This is a genomic window from Lutibacter maritimus (assembly GCF_900116115.1).
Taxonomy (GTDB): Bacteria; Bacteroidota; Bacteroidia; order Flavobacteriales; family Flavobacteriaceae; genus Lutibacter; species Lutibacter maritimus.
Map to the genome: position 1 here is coordinate 111,608 of NZ_FOZP01000003.1, position 21,685 is coordinate 133,292.

Consider the following 21,685-nt stretch of genomic DNA (forward strand, 5'->3'; position numbering starts at 1 on the left):
TATTCTTATTTTTTGTGTCTAACCAAAAGGTCAACAAGTGAAATGGAAGCATCTTCCATACTATTTACAATACTATCAACTTTAGAAATAATATAGTTATAGAAAATTTGTAAAATAATAGCTACAACTAAACCAAATACAGTTGTTAATAATGCTACTTTAATACCCCCTGCAACTACTGTTGGAGAAATATCACCCGCTGCTTGAATAGAGTCAAACGCATCAATCATACCAATTACTGTTCCCATGAAACCTAACATTGGTGCTAATGCAATAAATAAAGATAACCAAGAAATGTTTTTCTCTAATAATCCCATTTGAACTCCACCGTAACCAACAACTGCTTTTTCAGCTGCTTCAACGCCTTCATCCATTCTATCAAGTCCTTGATAAAAAATTGAAGCAACAGGTCCTTTTGTATTTCTACAAACTTCTTTTGCAGCTTCAACACCTCCTGATGCTAAAGCATCATCAACACTGCTCACTAATTTTTTAGTATTAGTTGTTGCCATGTTTAGGTAAATAATTCTTTCAATTGCAATAGCTAATCCTAGAATTAAGGCTACTAATACAATTCCCATAAAGAAAGGTCCACCTTCAATAAAACGTTGTTTTAATTCTTGGTGAAATGTTTTTGATTCTGTTGCATCAGCAACTTGTTCAGTGTTTGCTGCATCTTGTGCAATTGCTTTAGGTGCTGCTCCAAATAACAATAATCCTGTAATCGCAAGGATAGTAAATACTCTTTTCATCGTGTAATAGTTAATTTATTAATTTTTATCCGGTTTTAAAATTTACAAAAAACATAATTAAATGTATAGAATTACAAAGTTATATCAATTCTTATACTCCAAAGCTAACGTGTCTTTTGCGAATGGCAAGTAACAAAAAAATGTTGAATTCTGAAAATTTTATAACGACTTTAAATATTTTTTTTTTCAACCATTTTTTTTAAAAAAAATTATAAAAAAAAGTTTAAATGCCTGTTTTTTTTGAAATAAATTCAATAAAACTTAAATCTATTACATAATTTTTATTCAAGTTTAGTAATTTCTCCTCTAAGGGAAGTTTCAAAAATTATATGAAATTGATTTTTAGGAATTTTTTCACCTAAAAGATACATAAGCTTAGCAATTGCAGACTCTGTTGTTATGTCGTACCCACTAATTACTCCTATTTTTTTAAGCTGTGTACTGGTTTCATAATGCCCCATAATTACACTTCCTCCTGCACATTGTGTTACATTAATAATTTGAATTCCTTTAGTAATAGCTTTTTTTAATAACGATATAAACCATTTTTCATTGGGTGCATTTCCAGCTCCATAGGTTTCTAAAATTACACCTTTCAAATTTTTAATTGAAAGCATACTTTCAACAATATTTTTGGTAATTCCTGGAAATATTTTTAGAATGACAATGTCACTAACCATTTTTTTTCTAACAATTAAATTTTCATTTAAATGTGGTTTAAAAAATAAATTTTTATGAAATTTTAAATGAACGCCACTTTCACAAAGTGGCGGATAATTAGGAGATGTAAAGGCTTCAAAATGTTCCGAATTTATTTTAGTTGTTCGGTTTGCTCTGTACAATTTATACTCAAAATATAAACAAACTTCAGAAATTATTGGCAAACCATTTTCTTGAGCTGAAGCAATTTCTATTGATGTAATTAGGTTTTCTTTGGCATCGGTACGTAAATCACCAATTGGCAATTGAGAACCTGTAAAAATTACTGGCTTTGATAGGTTTTCAAACATAAAACTAATGGCAGAAGCAGTGTATGACATTGTATCAGAACCATGTAAAACTACAAATCCATCAAAATTTTGATAATTTTTTTCAATAATTTCAGAAATTAAAATCCAAATTGATGGATTCATATTTGACGAATCAATTGGTTTTTTTAACGAAATACTTTCAATTACACAATTTAACTGATTAATTTCTGGAATATGGTTTAAAAGCTTATTAAAATTAAAAGTTTTTAACGCTCCTGTTTTATAATCTTTTACCATACCAATGGTTCCACCAGTATATATTAACAGTATATTCGATTTTTTTGTCATTTTGTCTGAACCTTTTTTTTGGAATAATTTATGATGTAAATTTACCAAATTAAAAATTCATTAACTAAAAAGAAATTTATGGGATTTTACATTATAATTGGAATTATATCTTTAGTAAGTTGGCTTGTAAGTCAAAAACTAAAAAGCAAGTTTAAATATTACTCTAATGTTCAACTAAAAAACGGATTAAGTGGAAGAGAAATTGCTGAAAAAATGTTGCATGATAATGGCATTTACGATGTTAAAATTATTTCAACACCTGGGCAATTAACTGATCACTATAATCCTGTTAACAAAACAGTTAATTTAAGTGAAGCCGTTTATGCACAGCGCAATGCAGCTTCGGCAGCAGTTGCAGCGCATGAAGTTGGTCATGCGGTTCAACATGCTAAATCTTATGAATGGCTTAATATGCGATCTAAATTAGTGCCTGCTGTAAACATTTCTTCAAAATTTTCACAATGGCTAGTAATCGGAGGTTTGCTTATAAGTGCTTTTGCTGGAAATACAGGAATTGGTTTTACAATTGCTGTTGTTGGACTTGCAATGATGGCCGTAGCTACAATATTTAGTTTTATTACCTTACCTGTTGAATACGATGCAAGCAATAGAGCTTTAGCTTGGTTAAAAACAAACAATATGCTAACTGATGCTGAGCAAGATGGTGCAAAAGATTCTTTAAAATGGGCAGCTAGAACTTATTTAGTTGCTGCTTTAGGTTCCTTGGCTATGCTGCTTTATTGGGGGCTTCAAATATTAGGATCAAGAGATTAAAGAAATAAAGATAATTCATAAAAAAAACCGGTTTAAAACCGGTTTTTTTATATTGAAATTTGTCTATTAATATGTTGATCTAAAGAAATAAATGTTTCTGTTCTTGCAACTCCTTTTATAGTTTGAATTTGTTGATTTAAAATTGTCATTAAATGCTCATTATTTTTACAAGCAATTTTCAATAACACCGACCAATTTCCAGTTGTATAATGGCTTTCTAAAATTTCAGGAATATCTTTAAATTGATTTATGACTGTAATATATCTGCTTGCAGCATCTAAATAAACACCTACAAAAGCTAGTGTTTCATAACCTAATACTTTAGGATTTACATGAAATTTAGAACCTTCAATCAGTCCTGAAGATTCTAATTTTCGAAGTCTTTGGTGAATTGCAGCTCCTGAAACACCTATTTCTCTAGCAATGCTTAAAATAGGTGTTCTTGCATCTTTCATTAAATGCTTTAAAATTACCTTGTCAATTCCATCAATTTTTAACTCGCTTTCTTTCATAACTTTTAAAATCAAGTAAATTTAAAATAAAAAAGGATATGATTTCTCATATCCTTCTTAATAAGTTCTATACTTTTTATTTTTCTTCTGGAACTAACACAAAATCTTCCATAAACTTTGTTGTATAATTTCCAGCAATATAATCTGGATGGTCCATTAATTGTCTGTGGAAAGGAATCGTGGTTTTTATTCCTTCAATTACAAATTCATCTAATGCTCTACGCATTTTTGCAATTGCTTCTTCTCTGGTTTGAGCAGTTGTAATCAACTTTGCAATCATTGAATCGTAATTTGGTGGAATAGTATAACCCGCATATACGTGAGTATCTACCCTTACGCCATGGCCTCCAGGCACATGCAATGTTTGAATCTTTCCTGGTGATGGTCTAAAACCAGCAAAAGGATCTTCAGCATTTATTCTACATTCTATTGAATGTAATTTTGGTGTGTAATTTTTACCTGAAATTGGAATCCCTGCAGCAACTTTAATTTGTTCGTAAATTAAATCATAATCAATTACTTGTTCTGTAATAGGATGCTCAACTTGAATACGAGTATTCATTTCCATAAAATAGAAATTTCTATGCTTGTCTACCAAAAACTCAATAGTTCCTGCACCTTCATATGAAATATATTCAGCAGCTTTTACAGCAGCTTCTCCCATTTTTTTACGTAACTGAGTAGTCATAAATGGCGAAGGAGCTTCTTCTGTTAATTTTTGATGACGACGTTGAATGGAACAATCTCTTTCTGATAAATGACATGCTTTACCAAAAGAATCACCTACAATTTGTATTTCAATATGGCGAGGTTCTTCAATTAGTTTTTCCATATACATTCCGTCATTTCCAAAACAAGCAAAAGCTTCTTGTTTGGCAGAATCCCAAAGGTCCCGTAGTTTTTCTTTTTTCCAAACAGCACGCATTCCTTTTCCTCCTCCTCCCGCGGTTGCTTTTAGCATAACAGGATATCCCATTTCGTCAGCTAATTTCTCAGCTTCCTCATATGTTTCAAGAATACCATCTGAACCAGGAATTGTAGGAACTCCTGCAGCTTTCATAGTTGCTCTTGCTGAAGCTTTATCTCCCATTTTACTAATCATATCAGCTGTAGCGCCAATAAATTTAATACCATGTTCTTCACATAATTTAGAAAATTTGGCGTTTTCTGATAAAAATCCATATCCAGGATGGATTGCATCTGCATTTGTAATTTCGGCTGCTGCTAAAATTGATTGCATTTTTAAATACGACTCACTACTTGGCGGTGGACCTATACAAACAGCTTCGTCGGCAAATCTAACGTGTAAACTTTCTGCATCAGCTGTAGAATATACTGCTACAGTTTTTACACCAATCTCTCTGCAAGTCCTTATAACTCGTAGTGCTATTTCACCTCTATTGGCAATTAATATTTTTTTAAACATAAATTCTTCAATTTTTCAATATTCAACAAACAAATTCCAAAAAAATATGGAGATTGTGAATTGAAAATTGTGATTTTACATTATGATGGATCTACTAAAAATAATGGTTGCCCAAATTCTACTGGTGTACCATCTTCTACTAAAACTTTTACAATTTTACCTGATATTTCGGCTTCAATTTCATTAAATAATTTCATTGCTTCAACCATACACACAACAGTATCTGTATTAATTGAATCTCCTACTTCAACAAAAACTGGTTTATCTGGAGATGGCTTTCTATAAAAAGTACCTATAATTGGTGATGTTATCTCTTTATATTTAGAAGCTTCCTTAGCAGCTTCGTTTACAGGTGTTACCTGTCCTGTTTGAGTTTCGCCTTGCACAACATTTGGCATTGGATGCATGTTTAATGGAGCCTGTTGAACAATAGTAGTTTCGGTTTTTTCAGTTCCAGTTTTAATGGTAATTTTAATATCTTCCATTTCTAACTTCACTTCACTTGCGCCTGATTTGGCAACAAATTTTATTAGATTTTGAATATCTCTTAAATCCATATCATTCGTTTTAGGTTGTTAATTTGTTAAGAATTATATGCCCATTTAAAGTAGATTGATCCCCAAGTGAAACCTCCACCAAATGCAGCAAATATTATTTTATCTCCTTTTTTTAGTTGTTGCTCATAATCTGCTAACAATAATGGTAATGTTGCAGAAGTTGTATTACCGTATTTTTGAATATTCATCATTACTTTTGAACTATCCAAATTGATTCTATTAGCTGTTGCTTCAATTATACGTTTATTTGCTTGATGCGCCGCTAACCAATCAATATCTTCTTTTACTAAATTATTACGTTCAAGCATTTTAACAGACACATCTGCCATATTAAAAACGGCATTTTTAAATACTGTTTTCCCATCTTGAAAAACAAAATTTTCTCTATTATCAATTGCTTCTTTTGTTACTGGATACATAGAACCACTTGCTTTTACTTGCAAAAATTCTCTTCCAGTACCGTCGCTTCTTAAATATTCATCTTGCAATCCTAAACCTTCATTATTTGGTTCAAATAAAACTGCTCCTGCTCCATCACCAAATATAATACAAGTTGCTCTATCTGTATAATCAATCATGGAAGAACATTTGTCTGCTCCTATTAATAATACTTTTTTATATTTTCCTGATTCAATATAACGAGCTGCAACGGACATTCCAAATAAAAAGCTAGAACAAGCAGCTTCTAAATCAAATCCAAATGCATTTACCGCTCCTATTTCTGATGCTACATATGCTGCAGTTGCAGCGGCTTGCATATCTGGAGTTGCGGTTGCAACTATTACTAATTCAATTTCTTTAGGATTTAGTTTTCTTTTAGTTATTAGTTCTTGAGCTGCTTTAATTGCCATGAATGAAGTTCCTTTTCCTTCACCTTTAAGTATTCTTCTTTCTTTAATTCCGGTTCTAGAAGTTATCCATTCATCATTAGTATCAACCATTTTTTCTAACATTTTATTTGATAAAATGTCTTCAGGAACATACTTTCCAACGGCTGTTATTGCTGCGGTAATTTTAGTCATATTATATATTCTTTTAACAAAAAAAGACGGTCAAAAGTAATGAATTTTATTTCTATTCATTCACGATTTTTGTCATTTTTTAGTTTTATTGGGCATAAAAAACAAAAAAAACCCTCAAAATGAGAGTTTTTTGCTTAATTTTTTATATTAATTATGCTTGTGTTTCAACTGAATCAATAACAATTTGACCTCTGTAATAAAGCTTTCCTTCATGCCAATGAGCTCTGTGGTATAAATGAGCTTCACCAGTTGTTGGATCAACAGCTACTTGTGGTGTTACTGCTTTATAATGAGTTCTTCTTTTATCTCTTCTGGTTTTCGATATTTTTCTCTTTGGATGTGCCATTACTCTTATTTTTTTCTATTAGTATATTCTTTTAATTTACTCCATCTAGGATCAATTTCCTTAATGTTATCTTCTTCTATTTCTTCGTCTAGATCTTTAATTTCTAATTCTTTTAATTTTTCTAGTACGTCAGATTTTAATGTTCCGTCTTCAACACCTGGATGAATTCTTTTTAATGGAACATTTAATACAATTGCTTCATATATATATTGAGCAACATTAATTTTAAATTCGGAATGTGGTATAATTAACAACTCTTCATTTTCATCATTATATTCTTCTCCAAACTTTACAATTAAATCCATTTCAGCATTTATTGGTTGATGAAATAATTCGTTTGTTACATCACAAGCTACTTCTACCCAACCAGAAATTTGAAAACTTAATTCAAACATTGTTGTTTTTTTTAAAAATGATAAACCAACATTTACGTTTGAATTATTAAATTCATCGTACTTAAAAAAATCAAAGAACTTATTCTCAATTAAATATTCAAACTGATGATTACCTTCTTTTAATCCGATAAAAGAAATATCAAACTCTTTTAAATCTTTCATTTAGAACTTCAATTTGAGCGTGCAAAGATATAAAATTATAAATACTATTATAAAATTATTTTTGAAAATTTATTGTTTTTATTTTTAATTAGAAATTTTTAATACGTTTTCTGTCAAACTTTTATATTCACTTCTGGTTCTAAAAATTTGAATTGCACTAAAAACTGCTTCTTTAAATGAGTTTATGTTGGCTTTATCTTTACCAGCCAATTCATAAGCTGTGCCGTGATCTGGTGAGGTTCTAATTTTATTTAAACCTGCAGTATAATTAACACCTCCACCAAAAGCTAGTGTTTTAAATGGTGCCAAACCTTGATCATGATACATAGCTAAAATAGCATCAAAATTTTTGTAATTACCTGAGCCAAAGAAACTATCGGCAGCATATGGACCATAAACTATTTTTCCTGTTTGTTGAATATCAGTAATTGTAGGGCGTATTACAGTATCGTCTTCGGTTCCAATAACTCCATTATCTCCACAATGCGGATTTAAACCTAAAATTGCAATTTTAGGTTTTGAAATTGCAAAATCTTGAATTAACGTTTGATGTAAAATTGCAACCTTCTTTTGAATTAATTCTGAAGTAATAGTTTCTGATATTTTTGAAACAGGAATATGACCAGTAATCAAACCAATTCTTAAAGTATCAGACATTAATATCATCAAACTTTCTCCTTCTAGTTGAGATTCTAAATACTCTGTATGTCCAGGGAATTTAAAATTTTCTGATTGAATATTATCTTTATTAATTGGAGCAGTTACTAAAACATCAATTTCATTATTACTTAAAGCTTTTGTTGCAGCTTCAAGCGATTTAAATGCATATTCTCCAGAAAAAACTGAAGGGTTCCCTAAGTCTACTTCAATATCTTCCTTCCATAAATTTAAAACATTCAACTTATTTTCAATTGCCTTATCTGCTTCTTTAATACCATTTATTGGTATATTAGTATTTAATGTTTTTTGCCAAGTTGAAATTAATTTTGTTGAACCAAAAATTATTGGAGTACAAAAATCTAACATTCTTTTATCTAAAAATGTTTTTAATATAATTTCTATTCCAATACCATTAAAATCACCTATAGAAATTCCTAATTTTATTTTTTCGAATTTGTCCATCAAACAAGTTAATTATTCTTAATTTTGAGACTTCAAAAGTAATCAATTTAATTTACAAAATCATGTTTACAGGTATAATTGAAAGTTTAGGAACTGTTAAAAATATAATTAAAGAAGGCGATAATATTCATGTTACAATTGAAAGCAATTTCACAAATGAGCTAAAAATAGACCAAAGTATTGCCCATAATGGAGTTTGTTTAACAATTGTAAAAATAAATGACAATGAATATACGGTAACAGCCATTAAAGAAACACTTGAAAAATCTAATTTTAAAAATCTTAAAATTGGTGATTTAATTAATTTAGAAAGAGCAATGGTACTTGGTGCAAGACTTGATGGTCACATTGTACAAGGACACGTAGACCAAACCGCAACCTGCACCTCTATTACTGAAGAAAATGGAAGTTGGTTTTTTAGTTTTGAATATGACGATTCTTTAAACAACATTACTATTGAAAAAGGATCTATAACTATAAATGGTACTAGTTTAACTGTGGTAAATTCTAAAAAAAATAGTTTTTCAGTGGCTATTATTCCATACACTTATGAAAACACGAATTTTCATACCTTTAAAATTGGTACTGAAGTTAATTTAGAATTTGACGTTATTGGCAAATATGTAGCAAGAATTTTAGAAAAATAATTATTTCTTCTTTTTCAGTTCATAAACGCCATAAAAAATTCCTGAAGCTAGCAGATACAAAATACCTCCATTTATTGGTAATCCAGGGTTAGGCGGAGGAGCAGGAGGTGGTGGGGCTTTTTGGGAGTATCCTACTACACTTACAAACACAAAGAAAAAACATAACATATATATGTTACTCTTTTTTTTCATTTATTGGGGTTTATTTACAAATATATTTAAATTACAAATATATACATTTATTTTTAACCTTTTATAAATCAATAAATTGTATTTTATTATTAAAATTTAATTGAAAGTAAAAATAACTTTATATTATTAGTACAAATATAAATCTAATTTATTTATTTAATTAAAGATTTTATTAAATTAGACCAACTACAAGGAATTAATAATAATTGGTAAGTAAAGAAAAGCAAACTGTTCACTAAAATTATATTGCACTCAACAACATATAAGCTTTTATAAAAAAAGCCCTGCTAATGCAGAGCTTTATAGTTTTAAAAGTGGTCCCACTTGGGCTCGAACCAAGGACCCTCTGATTATGAGTCAGATGCTCTAACCAGCTGAGCTATGGGACCTAAAACTGGGCGCAAAAATAATACATATTTAACTTCTGTACAATATTTATTTATAGAAAAATTAAATAATTTAAAATCCTTTAATTATACTTTGTGTAATAATCAGTTTTTTAGCGATTTAAAAACTTTTGAAATTCTATTTTATGAATACATTTTTCTTAACAATACCTTTTGAAATTCTCTTTTTAAAATTAAAAAGGAGATATTTTCAATAGTATTTAGTAAATTATCATTTTTTATAGTGGCCATTTCATTTTCAGAAACATCTATTCTGTATAAAAGATTTAAATAATCATCATATTTTTTAGTGATTAAATTTAGGAGCAAACTATCTAAATTATTTTTTAGCGCTAAGGTTGAAATATTCAATTTAAATTCTTCATCAATATTTGCCAACTGAAAATCTTTGTTTAATTGTTCTATTAACTTGATAACTAAATTTTCAGTTTCAACAGCTTTTAATAGTTCTAAAGAATTTTTCTCTTCTAACATTATTATAAAGTACGTTTCATTAAACTACTTCCAAAATTTCTAAGAATTTCTTTTTTCTCATTTGAAATTTGTAATGTATCTAAAACTTCAAATGCTTTATTTGTGTATCGTTCTATTTCATTTACAGTAAGCTTATCAATACTATTCTTTTTAAAAAGAGTTGTTATCTCACTCACTTTATTTTCATTACTAGTTTTTGCTTTATAAAAATCTAACAAACAATTTTTATCTTTTTCATTACAAGTTTCAATAGCTTTTAAGTATAAAAAGGTTTTTTTATTCTCTAGAATATCTCCTCCAATTTGTTTTCCAAAAGTTACTACATCTCCAAATGTATCTAAATAATCATCTTGTAATTGAAATGCAATACCTAAATTTAAGCCAAAATCATAAATTTTTTCCGATTCTTCATCACTAACTTCAGCAATTATTGCACCCATTTTCATGGCTGCCGCTACTAAAACTGATGTTTTATAAGTAATCATTTTAATGTATTCTGCAATAGTTACATCATTTCTAATTTCAAAATCAACATCAAGTTGTTGTCCTTCACATACTTCTAAAGCTGTTTTATTAAATAGTTTTAATAGTTTTTTATAAATATATGGCTCGTAATTTTCAAAACATTGATATGCTAATATCATCATTGCATCACCAGATAAAATCCCGGTATTTACATCCCATTTAATATGTACAGTTTCTTTACCTCTTCTAATGGGAGCGCTATCCATAATATCATCATGAATTAACGTGAAATTATGAAAAACCTCCACGGCTAAAGCTGCATCATATGCATTTTTAACATTTCCGTTTAAAATATCACAAGTCATTAACGTTAAAATTGGTCGCAATCGCTTTCCTCCTATTTGCAATATATAATGTATAGGTTTATATAAATTTTTAGGCTCTTTAATTGTAATAGAAGTATTTAAATAGTCTAAAAAATCTTTTTTATAAGTTTCAACGATGTTCATTTAGTAATATTTTTTGTAAAAATACATCTTTCATTTTTACAATTAATAGTTAACTGTTTTTTTTTGAATGTTATTAAATTGTTAAAACTTAGGAAACTTTTTTTGTTTCTTAAGTTTCCTAATGTATATTTGCACACAATTTTTTGGAAAATGAATGTATGAAAGAAAAAATATTACAAAAATCTGGAGAATTTTTTTTAAAATTTGGATTTAAAAGTGTTACTATGGATGATATTGCCAATGAACTTGGCATTTCAAAAAAAACCATTTACAAATACTTTGGTAACAAAGAAGAATTGGTTGATGAATCAATATCTCATTTACATGGAGTAATTCTTAAATCAGTTTCCTGTATTTGTGACAAAGGCTATAATGCTATTGAGGAAAATTTTGAAATTAAAAATACATTTAAAGATTTATTTAAAAATACAGATGATTCTCCAATGTATCAACTTCAAAAATATTACCCAAAAACATACAATAAATTAATGACTGATGAATTTCACATGTTTAAAAATTGTATTCTTAAAAATATTGAAAAAGGAATAAATGAAGGCTTATACAGAGATAATATTAATATTGAATTAATTACAAAGTTTTATTTTTCTTTGGTAATGAGTGTGCATGATACAAATCTTCACAAATACAATAAAAACACAATTAACACATTGGAATTAAAAGCCTTGGAGTATCACACTAGAGCAATTGCAACAGAAAAAGGGATTAAAATATTAGAAAAACAACTTGAACAAAACGCAAATTAACTAATGAAAAAAACAATACTACTAATTGGAATACTATGTAGCATTCACATAAATGCTCAAGAAAGCATTTCACTATCACTTGAACAAGCTATTGATTATGCTTTAAAAAATAGTTATGCAAGCATAAATGCCACTAGAGATATTGATGCTGCCAAATTAAAAAAATGGGAAACTACCACAATGGGACTCCCGCAAATTAGCGCTACAATAGATTATCAGAATTGGATAAAACAACAAGTTTCCTTAATTCCTGCTGAATTTTTTGGAGGAAATGCTGGCGAATTTGCTGAAGTATCATTTGGTACAAAACATAATATGAATGCTACAGCAACTTTAAATCAATTAATTTTTGATGGATCTTATTTAGTTGGTTTACAATCAGCAAAAACCTATTTAAAAATTTCTGAAAACGCCAAAGAAAAAACAGATTTAAGTATTAGAGAAGCCGTTATTAACGCATACGGAAATGTACTTTTAAGTGAAGAAAGTATAAATATCATTGAAAAAAATATTGCAACACTTCAAAAAAACTTAGATGAAACACTCCAAATTTATAAAAATGGTTTGGCAGAAGAAGAAAGTGTAGAACAATTACAAATTACCCTAGCTTCAATAAAAAGTCAATTGTCTAAAACTAAAAACCTAAAAAACATTGCCTATAAAATGTTGAACATAACTTTAGGAACAGATATTAATACACCAATTATTTTAACTGATAATTTAAACAAATTAGCAGAAGAAAATTTAGATTTAGGACTCCTTTCAAGTGATTTATCTATTGAAAATCATATCGATTTTAAAATTGCAAAAAACAACGAAAGAGCTAATGAACTTTTAGTAAAACTAGAACAAAGTAAAGCATTACCTTCTTTAAGCAGTTTTATAAATTTTGGATATGCAGGCTATGGTGAAAATTTTGATTTTACAAAAAAAGAGCAAAAATGGTTCGATTCTTCGTTACTAGGCGTAAGTTTAAACATTCCAATTTTTAGTAGTTTAGCAAGAAGTTCAAGAACACAACAAGCTAAAATTGAATTAGATAAAGCTAAAACAAACCTAACAGAAACAGCACAAAAATTAAAACTTCAACTAGAATCAGCTAAAACCGAATACAACTTTAGTATTGAAGAATTTGAGACTTCTAAACAAAATTTAGCATTAGCAGAACGTATTGAAAAAAAGCAACAAATTAAATTTTTTGAAGGACTTTCAACAAGTTTTGAACTGTCTGAAGCGCAAAGACAATTATATACAATGCAACAAAATTATTTACAAAACATGCTGCAATTAATTGCAAACAAAGCAGCTTTAGATAACGCATTAAACACACCAATTAACAACTAGAAATCAAACAAAATGAAAAATATAGCATTACTTTTTATAGCAGCAACATTTCTTATTTCTTGCGGAGAAGAAATTGAAAAAACATCTATTTCCGAATTAAATTCAGAAAAAAATACTTTACTAAATCAAATAGACAGTTTAAATCAACAACTAAAAATTGTTGAAGACAAACTTTCTAAATTAGATACCACAAGAAAATTACACGTTGTTACTGTTTTGCCAGTAAAAAATGAAGTTTTTAAACATTATATTGAAATACAAGGTGTTGTTCAGGCAGATAAAAACATTGAAATTAGACCAGAAATGGGCGGAACAGTTACGGCTATTTATGTTAAAGAAGGACAAAAAGTTGCTGCCGGTCAAACACTAATTCAGTTAGATGATAGCGCCATTAAAAATAGCATTGCCGAATTAACAACACAATTAAATTTAGCAAAAACTACTTTTGATCGTCAAAAACGATTATGGGATCAAAAAATTGGTTCAGAAATGCAATTTTTACAAGCAAAAGCTCAAAAAGAAGGTTTAGAAAATAATTTAGCTTCCTTAAAAACACAAGCTAAAAAAATGAAAGTTATTGCACCTTTTAGCGGAATTGTTGATGAAGTTTTCCCTAGAATTGGAGAATTAACAAGCCCACAAACTCCAACCGTTCGTTTATTAAATTTAGATAATGTTTATATTGAAGCAGATGTAACTGAAACGTATTTACCAGTTGTAAAAATTGGAACTGAAACTATTTTAAACTTTCCTTCAATTGGAAAAGAAGTAGAGTCTAAAATTTCTCAAATTGGAAATTACATCAATCCAGATAACAGAAGTTTTAAAGCGCGTATTAATATTCCAAATAAAGACAACACTATTAAACCTAACCTTTTAGCAGACTTAAAAATTGTAGATTTTAAACAAGAAGGTTTGGTAATTCCTTCAACTTTAGTGCAAAAAGATCAAAAAGGAAACGATTACGTGTTTACATTAAAAACTGAAAACAATGAAAATGTGGTTATTAAAAAGTTAATCACTATTTCAAAAGAATATAACAACGAAGTATTTATTACAGAAGGTTTAGAAGCTACCGATACTTTGATAGATAAAGGCGCTAGAATTGTAAAAGCTGGTGATTTTGTGAAAATAAACAAGTAATTAAATCTGTAAACTTAATAATACAGCATTATAATGAATAAAGAATTTAAAATATCCACGTGGTCCATTTACAATAAAATGACCGTTTTTGTGATTATTGCTATGATTTTTATAGCAGGTATCTTCTCCTATACAAGTATGCCTCGTGAAGCATTTCCAGAAATTGTTGTGCCAGAAATTTACGTTTCTACACCATATCCAGGAAATTCGGCATTAGATATAGAAAAACTGATAACCAGACCTTTAGAAAAAGAAATTAACGGAATTTCTGGTGTTGATGAAATTATTTCAACATCTATCGAAGGTTTTTCATCAATTCAAGTGAAATTTGATTTTAGTGTAACACCAACAGAAGCTTTACGTAAAGTAAAAGATAAAGTTGATGCCGCTACTTCTGATAAAGATTTCCCAAAAGATTTACCAGCTGATCCGAACGTTCAAGAATTAAACTTTGCTGAGTTAATGCCAATTATGAATATTAATTTATCTGGAGATTTCTCTATGGATCAATTAAAAGAATATGGCGAATATTTAGAAGAAGAAATTGAAAAAGTTCCTGAAATATCTAAAGTTGATATTAGAGGAATTCAAGATAAAGAAATTGAAATTAGTGTTGATTTGTATAAGATGGAAACATCTCAAATTAGCTTTAATGATATTGCCATGGCCATTCAAAATGAAAACATGACTGTCTCTGGTGGCGATTTACTTGAAAATGGTATTAGAAGAAATGTACGTGTTATTGGCGAATTTAAATCGGCTAAAGAAATTGAAAACATTATTGTAAAACAAGAAAATAACAATATTGTTTATTTAAGAGACATTGCTGTTGTTAGCTTTAAAGAGCAGGAAAAAGAAAGTTTTGCTCGTGAGTTTTCACAGCCCGTTTTAATGTTAGATGTTACAAAACGTGGTGGAGAAAATTTAATTAATGCTTCAGAACAAATTGATGTTATTTTAGCAAAAGCCCAAGAAGAATATTTCCCTGAAAACCTAAATGTTTCTAAAACCAACGACCAAACCAACGATACTAAAACAATGGTTGCCGACCTTGAAAACAGTATTATTTTAGGAATTATATTGGTGGTTTTAGTACTACTTTTCTTCCTTGGAATTAGAAATGCCTTATTTGTGGGAATTGCTATTCCATTGTCCATGTTTATGTCTTTCATTATACTAAGTGCACTGGGCGTAACATTAAATACAATGGTGTTATTTTCACTGGTAATTGCTTTAGGAATGCTGGTTGATAACGGTATTGTAGTTGTTGAAAATGTATACAGATTATTAGATGAAGGTTATTCTAAAATTGACGCTGCAAAATACGGCGTTGGTGAAGTTGCAATGCCAATTATTGCCTCTACAGCCACAACTTTAGCTGCATTTATTCCTTTAGCATTTTGGCCTGGAATGATGGGAGAATTTATGCGCTATTTACCAATTACATTAATAATAGTATTAAGCTCATCATTATTTGTAGCTTTATTAATAAACCCAATGTTAACTTCTGTTTATATGAAAATAAAAGAAGATGAAGTTAACTTTAAAAGAGTTTTAATTTTTAGTAGCATACTATTTACTATCGGTGTACTATTTATAATCGGAGGATTATCAACAAACTCTAAAGTTTTAAACGCTATTGGGTTATTATTGGCTCTAGCAGGTTTATTACGTGTTGTAAATACCAAATTTTTAAGTCCAGCAACGGAATGGTTTCAAACAAAATTTTTACCAAGGTTAGAAACTTTCTACGAAAAAACTTTAGTATATACATTGAAAGGAAGAAGACCTAAATTTTTCTTTTTTGGAACGTTTGGCTTGTTATTTTTATCGTTTGTATTATTTGCAATTTTCCCTCCAAAAGTATTATTCTTTCCAGAAACGCCACCTAAACAAGTGTATGTTTATTTAGAATATCCTATTGGAACCGATATTGAAGTTACCAATAAACTTTCTATTGATATTGAAAATAAAATTCAAGAATATTTAAAAAAATATGAAGTAAACGGTAAAAATCAAATTATAACTTCTGTAATTGGTCAAGTTGGTGAAGGCACAAGTGATCCAAACCAAGGTCAACAAGGTGGCACAACACCAAATAAAGCACGTATTACTGTAGATTTTGTGAAATTTATGGAACGTGGTGATATTGATACTGATGATGTTTTAATTGAAATACGACAATTGTTAAAAAACTTTCCTGGAGTAAATATTACTGTTGATAGACCTTCGGATGGACCACCGACCGGAGCACCAATTAACATTGAAGTTTCAGGCGATGATTACGAAGAGTTATTAGCAACATCTGAAAATATAAAACAGTATATTAATGATGCAAATATTTTAGGTATTGAAGAATTAAGTTTAGATGTTGAACAAGGAAAACCTGAATTACCTTTTATAATTGACAGACAAAAAGCCAGAAGTTTAAATGTTTCTACTGGTCAAATTGGTGATGCAATTAGAACATCATTATTTGGTAAAGAAGTATCAACGTTTAAAGATGGTGAAGATGATTATCCAATTAATATTCGTTTAATGGATAAATACCGTTATAATAAAGAATCGTTATTAAATCAGAAAATCACATTTAGAAATGCTAGTAACGGAAAAATAGTTCAAGTTCCGGTTTCTGCAGTAGCGCATTCTGAAACTTCATCAACATTTAGCGCAGTAAAGCGCAAGGAGTTAAATAGAGTTATTACTATTTTCTCAAATGTTCTTGAAGGATACAACGCTACAGAAATAAACGACCAAATTAAAAAGGTTATGGAAAACTATAATTTACCTAAAAATGTTTCCGTTTCATTTACTGGTGAGCAAGAAAAACAAGCCGAAGAAATGGCGTTTTTAAGTAAAGCCTTATTAATTGCAGTTTTCTTAATATTTTTAATTTTAGTTGGGCAATTTAATTCAACTTCAACACCTATAATTATTTCATTATCTGTTCTTTTAAGTTTAATTGGAGTGTTGCTCGGATTAATAATTTTTAGAATGGAATTTGTAATTATGATGACCATGATTGGTATTATTTCCCTCGCCGGAATTGTTGTAAACAATGCTATTGTATTGATAGATTATACCAACTTAATTATGATTAGAAAACGTGAAGAACAAGGCTTAGAAGAAGGTACTTTAACAAAAGAATTAATTTACGAAAGTATTGTTGAAGGTGGAAAAACACGTTTGCGCCCAGTATTATTAACAGCAATTACAACCATTTTAGGGTTATTACCTTTAGCAATTGGAATTAACATAAACTTTATGACATTGTTTACAGAATTTGACCCTCAGTTTTATATTGGTGGTGAAAACGTAGCGTTTTGGGGACCAATGTCTTGGACAATTATTTTTGGTTTAACATTTGCTACTTTCTTAACTTTAATTATTGTACCAATTATGTACTCATTAATTAATAACTTAAAGGTTAGACTTCATAGAAAACAATAAATAAATTTTAAAAATAAATACAATTTTAAGGCAGCTTAAAAGTAATTTAATACTTTTAAGCTGCCTTTTTTAAGTTATCAAACATAAGTGCTTATTATTAAAAATATGAAACAAACACCTACAATTATTGAAAGTAATAAAGTTATTGAAATTGTATCTCAATATTTAGATTTAACGGTAACTCCTTTCGGACAATCAATTCGCTCCGTTGTAAGAGTAGATACAAGAGAAAACATGTATAATGGTGATGGTGTTGTGTATTTACTTCAAATGTTTGATGTTGAGGAATTAGTTAACAATAGAATTGGCGCGTATATGGTTTTTTTAAATAAAAATGATCAAGCAGGTTTTCATACACATGGAACCAGAAATGAACAAGAATTATATGTTGTAATGCAAGGTGAAGGAGAATATTTTGATAGAACTAGTGTTACAGGAACCATTAGAACTCAAAAAATAACAAAAGGAAGTATTACTGCTATAAATGGCATTGGTTTTCATTCCGTTAAAAACACAACAGATGAACCTTTAATAATTTTTGTAATTACAACAAACGAGCCAAAAAAGTAAATTACTTTTAAATGAAAAATGATAAATTATATACGGTTGATGAAGCTATAAAATTGTTAGAAAATTATTGTGCCTATCAGGAACGTTGCCACAAAGAAGTAGAGCAAAAACTTTATGATTTAAAACTAATTCCTGAAGCTAAAGAAAAAATTATTTTACATTTATTACAATTCAATTATTTAAATGAAGAACGCTATGCAAAAGCTTTTGTTAGAGGTAAATTCTCTATAAAAAAATGGGGAAAACAACGCATAATTAATGAGTTGAAATTTAGAAATATATCAACCTACAACATAAATACAGCACTTAAAGAAATAGATGAAAATGACTATTTTCAATGTTTAGAAAAATTAGCTCAAAAAAAATTACCGCTAATAAAAGAATCCAATAAATTTAAAAAATCTTCTAAACTAGCTAATTATCTAATCTCTAAAGGATACGAATCTGAATTGGTTTTTAAAGTTGTAAAATCAATTTTTTAAGCTTTTACATATTTTATCACTGACTTTAATCATTTTTAACGGATAATTAATTCAGTAAATTTGATGTTACTTTAAAAGTCAGATTATGAAAAATTTATTACTTTTTTTTGTCCTTCTATTCCTTTCAATATCAACTTATTCCCAAACAAAATACTTACCAAAAACTGAAACAAAAGGCAATTTACAAGAAATTACGTTGTATTACGAAAATGGCACAATAATGCAACATGGCTTTTACACAAAAGAAGGTAAATTACACGCATCTTGGGAAAGTTATAATACAGATGGAACCAGAAAATGTTTAGCAACCTATAACAACGGTGTAAAAGTTGGTGTTTGGACTTACTGGAATAAAGATAAAGTTACTAAAATAACGTACGAAAATAATAAGGTTTTAAAAATTGAAGAATTTGATGCTAAAGAATTAATTAAAAATACTTACTAACATATTTATTGGCGAATATTTCTTTTAGATTCTTTAATACTATTATTCATTCTTCTGTTATACTCAAAATTTTCACGTTTTTCCTCAATTGTTACAGGAACTTCTGTATCAATTTCTAATGAATTTTGAACATCTTCGGCTTTATAAATAGTATTAATTTTTGAATTTAAAGCTGTATACAATTCTAAAATTTTACCTACCTCTTCTTTAACTTCATCTTTTTTAATTGATGAAATTGTAGCCATATCAGCCAATCTTAAAGTTTCATTGTGTAAAACATTAAATCGTGCAATAACACTTAAATCTTTTAACTTTTCAACACGAATAGAATCTTTCATTAATTTCACCAAATCAGCCAATTCCTGAGCATTTGAAAGTGCTTCAGCACTACTTACATTATAAAATTTAAGTATAAATTCATCCACATTTTCATACTCTTTCCATTTAGAAATATCTTCTTTAGCTCTTGGAACCAAAGTTTCTCCTAATTGGTATGAAATTCTATCACTTACCTCTACAGAATCTTCAGAATCTGCAACTTCTTCCATAGGTACAGTTCTTTTACATGAAAAATTCAACAATAAAATGAACAATAAAAAACTATATAAATACTTCATTATAAAATTAATTGACTTCAAAAGTACTAATAAATAAAATGTTTTGTAAAAAAACATGTCATTTTCATAAAAAACAATAGTAGCTAATTTCAAATTTTAATTTCAGTATATTTGAAACTTAAATAATTTGATTTTTTTATAATGAATAAATCCATTTTAATAATTGGTGCTTGTGGCCAAATTGGCACTGAATTAACTTTAAAATTACGTGAAATTAATGGCATTAATAACGTAATAGCTTCTGATATTAGAGAAGGTAGCAAAGAATTAATGCAATCCGGACCTTTTGAATTTATAAATGCTATGGATTATCATTCAATTTTAGCAATTATAGAAAAATATAGCATTAATGAAGTGTATTTAATGGCAGCTATGCTTTCTGCAACTGGCGAAAAATTTCCAGCAAAAGCTTGGGAATTAAACATGAATTCGCTTTTTAATGTATTAAACATTGCCAAAGAAGGTAAAATACAAAAAGTATTTTGGCCAAGTTCAATTGCTGTTTTTGGACCTACAACACCAAAAGAAAATACCCCGCAAGAAACTATTATGGAACCATCAACCGTATATGGCATTAGTAAACAAACTGGTGAACGATGGTGTGAATATTATTTTAATAAATATGGCGTTGACGTTAGAAGCATCCGTTACCCAGGAATTATAAGTTGGAAAACTAATCCAGGCGGAGGAACTACCGATTATGCTGTTGAAATTTATCACAATGCACTTTTACTTGGTAAATACAATTCCTTTTTAAACAAAGAAACTAAATTACCAATGATGTATATGGATGATGCAATTGAAGCAACCATTCAAATTATGGATGCCAAACCTGAAAATATAAAGGTTCGATCGTCTTACAATTTAGCCGCAATGAGTTTTACTCCTGAAGAAATTGCACAAGAAATAAAAAAAATTGTGCCAGAGTTTAAGATTTCGTATCATTCAGATTTTAGACAAAAAATTGCTGACAGTTGGCCGAAAAGCATTGATGATTCTAGAGCGAGAGAAGATTGGGGATGGAAACATCAATTTAATCTAAAAAAAATGAGTGAAAGTATGTTGCACAGCCTAAAAATAAAATATGATGTTTTATAAAACCAAAACCCTTGATAGCTATCAAGGGTTTTTTTTGCAATATTCATATCATTATTAAAATAACTAATAATCAACACTTTAAATTAAAAAAATAATTAAATTTGTTGAATTTAACACACGCTAAAATTACTAAAACGTTTTAGTAGTTTTAGAGCAAATATGACATCTATCATATTTTTAACTTTTACTATACTCTAATTTTGTTATCTAAACTAGAATAAGCAAAAAACTTCACTTCTCCTTTAGGAATAATTAAAAAATAATACTAAAAAATATATAATTATGAATATTTCACATATTGAACACATTGGAATAGCTGTAAACAACCTAGAAGAATCAATAAAATACTATGAAGATGTTTTGGGAATGAAATGCTACGCAGTAGAAGAGGTTGTTGATCAGAAAGTGAAAACAGCCTTTTTTTTGGTAGGTACTACAAAAATTGAATTATTAGAAAGCACTTCTCCAGATGGACCAATTGGTAAGTTTATAGAAAAAAAAGGACAAGGAATTCATCACATTGCTTTTGCTGTTGATGATGCAACAGAAGCATTAAAACTAGCTGAAGAAAGAGGCGTTGCATTAGTAGACAAAGTATCTAGAAAAGGTGCTGAAGGTTTAAATATTGGCTTTTTACACCCAAAATCAACACACGGAGTGTTAACAGAACTTTGTTCAAAAAAATAATAAA

24 protein-coding genes and 1 tRNA gene are annotated in these 21,685 nt (G+C 28.8%); 11 read left to right on the plus strand and 14 right to left on the minus strand.

Going from position 1 to position 21,685, the window contains the following annotated elements; genetic code table 11:
* Window positions 1-5: 5 nt before the first annotated feature.
* Window positions 6-752 (minus strand): MotA/TolQ/ExbB proton channel family protein, encoded by a 747-nt coding sequence (locus BM335_RS05970; RefSeq protein ID WP_090224265.1) that lies wholly within the window; start codon window positions 750-752, stop codon window positions 6-8.
* 281 nt (window positions 753-1,033) lie between these two features.
* Window positions 1,034-2,071 carry an asparaginase gene (locus BM335_RS05975; protein WP_090224267.1) on the minus strand — a complete coding sequence of 346 codons (1,038 nt, stop codon included), beginning with the start codon at window positions 2,069-2,071 and terminating at the stop codon, window positions 1,034-1,036.
* 78 nt (window positions 2,072-2,149) lie between these two features.
* On the opposite strand from BM335_RS05975, the gene BM335_RS05980 reads away from it, so the two are divergent.
* Window positions 2,150-2,845: a zinc metallopeptidase gene (locus BM335_RS05980; RefSeq protein WP_090224269.1), complete on the plus strand. Its 696-nt coding sequence runs from the start codon at window positions 2,150-2,152 to the stop codon at window positions 2,843-2,845.
* A gap of 47 nt (window positions 2,846-2,892) precedes the next feature.
* Here the strand turns inward: BM335_RS05980 and BM335_RS05985 are convergent, their stop codons facing one another.
* The 7 genes from BM335_RS05985 to pdxA form a co-directional block, all read right to left on the minus strand.
* Entirely contained in the window at window positions 2,893-3,357 is a 465-nt protein-coding gene (locus BM335_RS05985; protein ID WP_090224271.1) for an Lrp/AsnC ligand binding domain-containing protein, read from the minus strand.
* A gap of 76 nt (window positions 3,358-3,433) precedes the next feature.
* Window positions 3,434-4,783 carry an acetyl-CoA carboxylase biotin carboxylase subunit gene (accC, locus tag BM335_RS05990; RefSeq protein WP_090224273.1) on the minus strand — a complete coding sequence of 450 codons (1,350 nt, stop codon included), beginning with the start codon at window positions 4,781-4,783 and terminating at the stop codon, window positions 3,434-3,436.
* An 80-nt stretch (window positions 4,784-4,863) separates the two neighbouring features.
* Entirely contained in the window at window positions 4,864-5,340 is a 477-nt protein-coding gene (gene accB / locus BM335_RS05995) for an acetyl-CoA carboxylase biotin carboxyl carrier protein (RefSeq protein WP_090224275.1), read from the minus strand.
* 26 nt (window positions 5,341-5,366) lie between these two features.
* Window positions 5,367-6,362, minus strand: a complete 996-nt coding sequence (locus tag BM335_RS06000; protein WP_090224277.1) for a beta-ketoacyl-ACP synthase III — start codon at window positions 6,360-6,362, stop codon at window positions 5,367-5,369.
* 151 nt (window positions 6,363-6,513) lie between these two features.
* A complete protein-coding gene (gene rpmF, locus BM335_RS06005) occupies window positions 6,514-6,708 on the minus strand; it encodes a 50S ribosomal protein L32 (RefSeq protein WP_090224280.1) in 195 nt (64 codons plus the stop codon).
* A gap of 5 nt (window positions 6,709-6,713) precedes the next feature.
* Window positions 6,714-7,265, minus strand: coding sequence for a YceD family protein (locus BM335_RS06010; RefSeq protein WP_090224283.1), 552 nt, complete (start codon window positions 7,263-7,265; stop codon window positions 6,714-6,716).
* Window positions 7,266-7,349: 84 nt separating this feature from the next.
* Window positions 7,350-8,387 (minus strand): 4-hydroxythreonine-4-phosphate dehydrogenase PdxA, encoded by a 1,038-nt coding sequence (gene pdxA / locus BM335_RS06015; protein WP_177219168.1) that lies wholly within the window; start codon window positions 8,385-8,387, stop codon window positions 7,350-7,352.
* A gap of 62 nt (window positions 8,388-8,449) precedes the next feature.
* On the opposite strand from pdxA, the gene BM335_RS06020 reads away from it, so the two are divergent.
* Complete coding sequence (locus BM335_RS06020; RefSeq protein ID WP_090224288.1) at window positions 8,450-9,034, plus strand: riboflavin synthase; 585 nt, start codon at window positions 8,450-8,452, stop codon at window positions 9,032-9,034.
* Here BM335_RS06020 and BM335_RS15995 read toward each other — a convergent pair whose 3' ends face one another.
* The 4 genes from BM335_RS15995 to BM335_RS06040 all read right to left on the minus strand — a co-directional run bounded on the left by BM335_RS15995 (window position 9,035) and on the right by BM335_RS06040 (window position 11,081).
* Entirely contained in the window at window positions 9,035-9,226 is a 192-nt protein-coding gene (locus tag BM335_RS15995) for a PID-CTERM protein-sorting domain-containing protein (protein ID WP_090224291.1), read from the minus strand. It lies immediately after the preceding gene.
* A 315-nt stretch (window positions 9,227-9,541) separates the two neighbouring features.
* Window positions 9,542-9,615: transfer RNA gene (locus BM335_RS06030), tRNA-Ile, on the minus strand.
* Window positions 9,616-9,756: 141 nt separating this feature from the next.
* Window positions 9,757-10,107 (minus strand): hypothetical protein, encoded by a 351-nt coding sequence (locus BM335_RS06035; RefSeq protein ID WP_090224293.1) that lies wholly within the window; start codon window positions 10,105-10,107, stop codon window positions 9,757-9,759.
* Window positions 10,108-10,109: 2 nt separating this feature from the next.
* Window positions 10,110-11,081 carry a polyprenyl synthetase family protein gene (locus tag BM335_RS06040; RefSeq protein ID WP_090224295.1) on the minus strand — a complete coding sequence of 324 codons (972 nt, stop codon included), beginning with the start codon at window positions 11,079-11,081 and terminating at the stop codon, window positions 10,110-10,112.
* A gap of 158 nt (window positions 11,082-11,239) precedes the next feature.
* On the opposite strand from BM335_RS06040, the gene BM335_RS06045 reads away from it, so the two are divergent.
* The 7 genes from BM335_RS06045 (at window position 11,240) to BM335_RS06075 (ending at window position 19,279) form a co-directional block, all read left to right on the plus strand.
* Window positions 11,240-11,845 (plus strand): TetR/AcrR family transcriptional regulator, encoded by a 606-nt coding sequence (locus BM335_RS06045; RefSeq protein ID WP_090224297.1) that lies wholly within the window; start codon window positions 11,240-11,242, stop codon window positions 11,843-11,845.
* Between the two features lie 3 nt (window positions 11,846-11,848).
* Entirely contained in the window at window positions 11,849-13,189 is a 1,341-nt protein-coding gene (locus BM335_RS06050) for a TolC family protein (RefSeq protein ID WP_090224301.1), read from the plus strand.
* 12 nt (window positions 13,190-13,201) lie between these two features.
* Window positions 13,202-14,332 carry an efflux RND transporter periplasmic adaptor subunit gene (locus BM335_RS06055; RefSeq protein WP_090224303.1) on the plus strand — a complete coding sequence of 377 codons (1,131 nt, stop codon included), beginning with the start codon at window positions 13,202-13,204 and terminating at the stop codon, window positions 14,330-14,332.
* A 33-nt stretch (window positions 14,333-14,365) separates the two neighbouring features.
* Window positions 14,366-17,782 (plus strand): efflux RND transporter permease subunit, encoded by a 3,417-nt coding sequence (locus tag BM335_RS06060; protein ID WP_090224305.1) that lies wholly within the window; start codon window positions 14,366-14,368, stop codon window positions 17,780-17,782.
* A gap of 105 nt (window positions 17,783-17,887) precedes the next feature.
* Window positions 17,888-18,352: a cupin domain-containing protein gene (locus BM335_RS06065; RefSeq protein WP_090224308.1), complete on the plus strand. Its 465-nt coding sequence runs from the start codon at window positions 17,888-17,890 to the stop codon at window positions 18,350-18,352.
* 11 nt (window positions 18,353-18,363) lie between these two features.
* Window positions 18,364-18,834, plus strand: coding sequence for a regulatory protein RecX (locus BM335_RS06070; protein ID WP_090224310.1), 471 nt, complete (start codon window positions 18,364-18,366; stop codon window positions 18,832-18,834).
* An 85-nt stretch (window positions 18,835-18,919) separates the two neighbouring features.
* Window positions 18,920-19,279 carry a toxin-antitoxin system YwqK family antitoxin gene (locus BM335_RS06075; protein ID WP_090224312.1) on the plus strand — a complete coding sequence of 120 codons (360 nt, stop codon included), beginning with the start codon at window positions 18,920-18,922 and terminating at the stop codon, window positions 19,277-19,279.
* A 5-nt stretch (window positions 19,280-19,284) separates the two neighbouring features.
* Here BM335_RS06075 and BM335_RS06080 read toward each other — a convergent pair whose 3' ends face one another.
* Window positions 19,285-19,827, minus strand: coding sequence for a hypothetical protein (locus tag BM335_RS06080; protein WP_090224314.1), 543 nt, complete (start codon window positions 19,825-19,827; stop codon window positions 19,285-19,287).
* Between the two features lie 210 nt (window positions 19,828-20,037).
* Here BM335_RS06080 and BM335_RS06085 point away from each other — a divergent pair, with 210 nt between their 5' ends.
* Both BM335_RS06085 and mce read left to right on the plus strand, forming a co-directional pair.
* Window positions 20,038-20,994 (plus strand): NAD-dependent epimerase/dehydratase family protein, encoded by a 957-nt coding sequence (locus BM335_RS06085; RefSeq protein ID WP_090224317.1) that lies wholly within the window; start codon window positions 20,038-20,040, stop codon window positions 20,992-20,994.
* A 282-nt stretch (window positions 20,995-21,276) separates the two neighbouring features.
* Window positions 21,277-21,681 (plus strand): methylmalonyl-CoA epimerase, encoded by a 405-nt coding sequence (mce, locus tag BM335_RS06090; protein ID WP_090224319.1) that lies wholly within the window; start codon window positions 21,277-21,279, stop codon window positions 21,679-21,681.
* The last annotated feature ends 4 nt before the right edge of the window (window positions 21,682-21,685 follow it).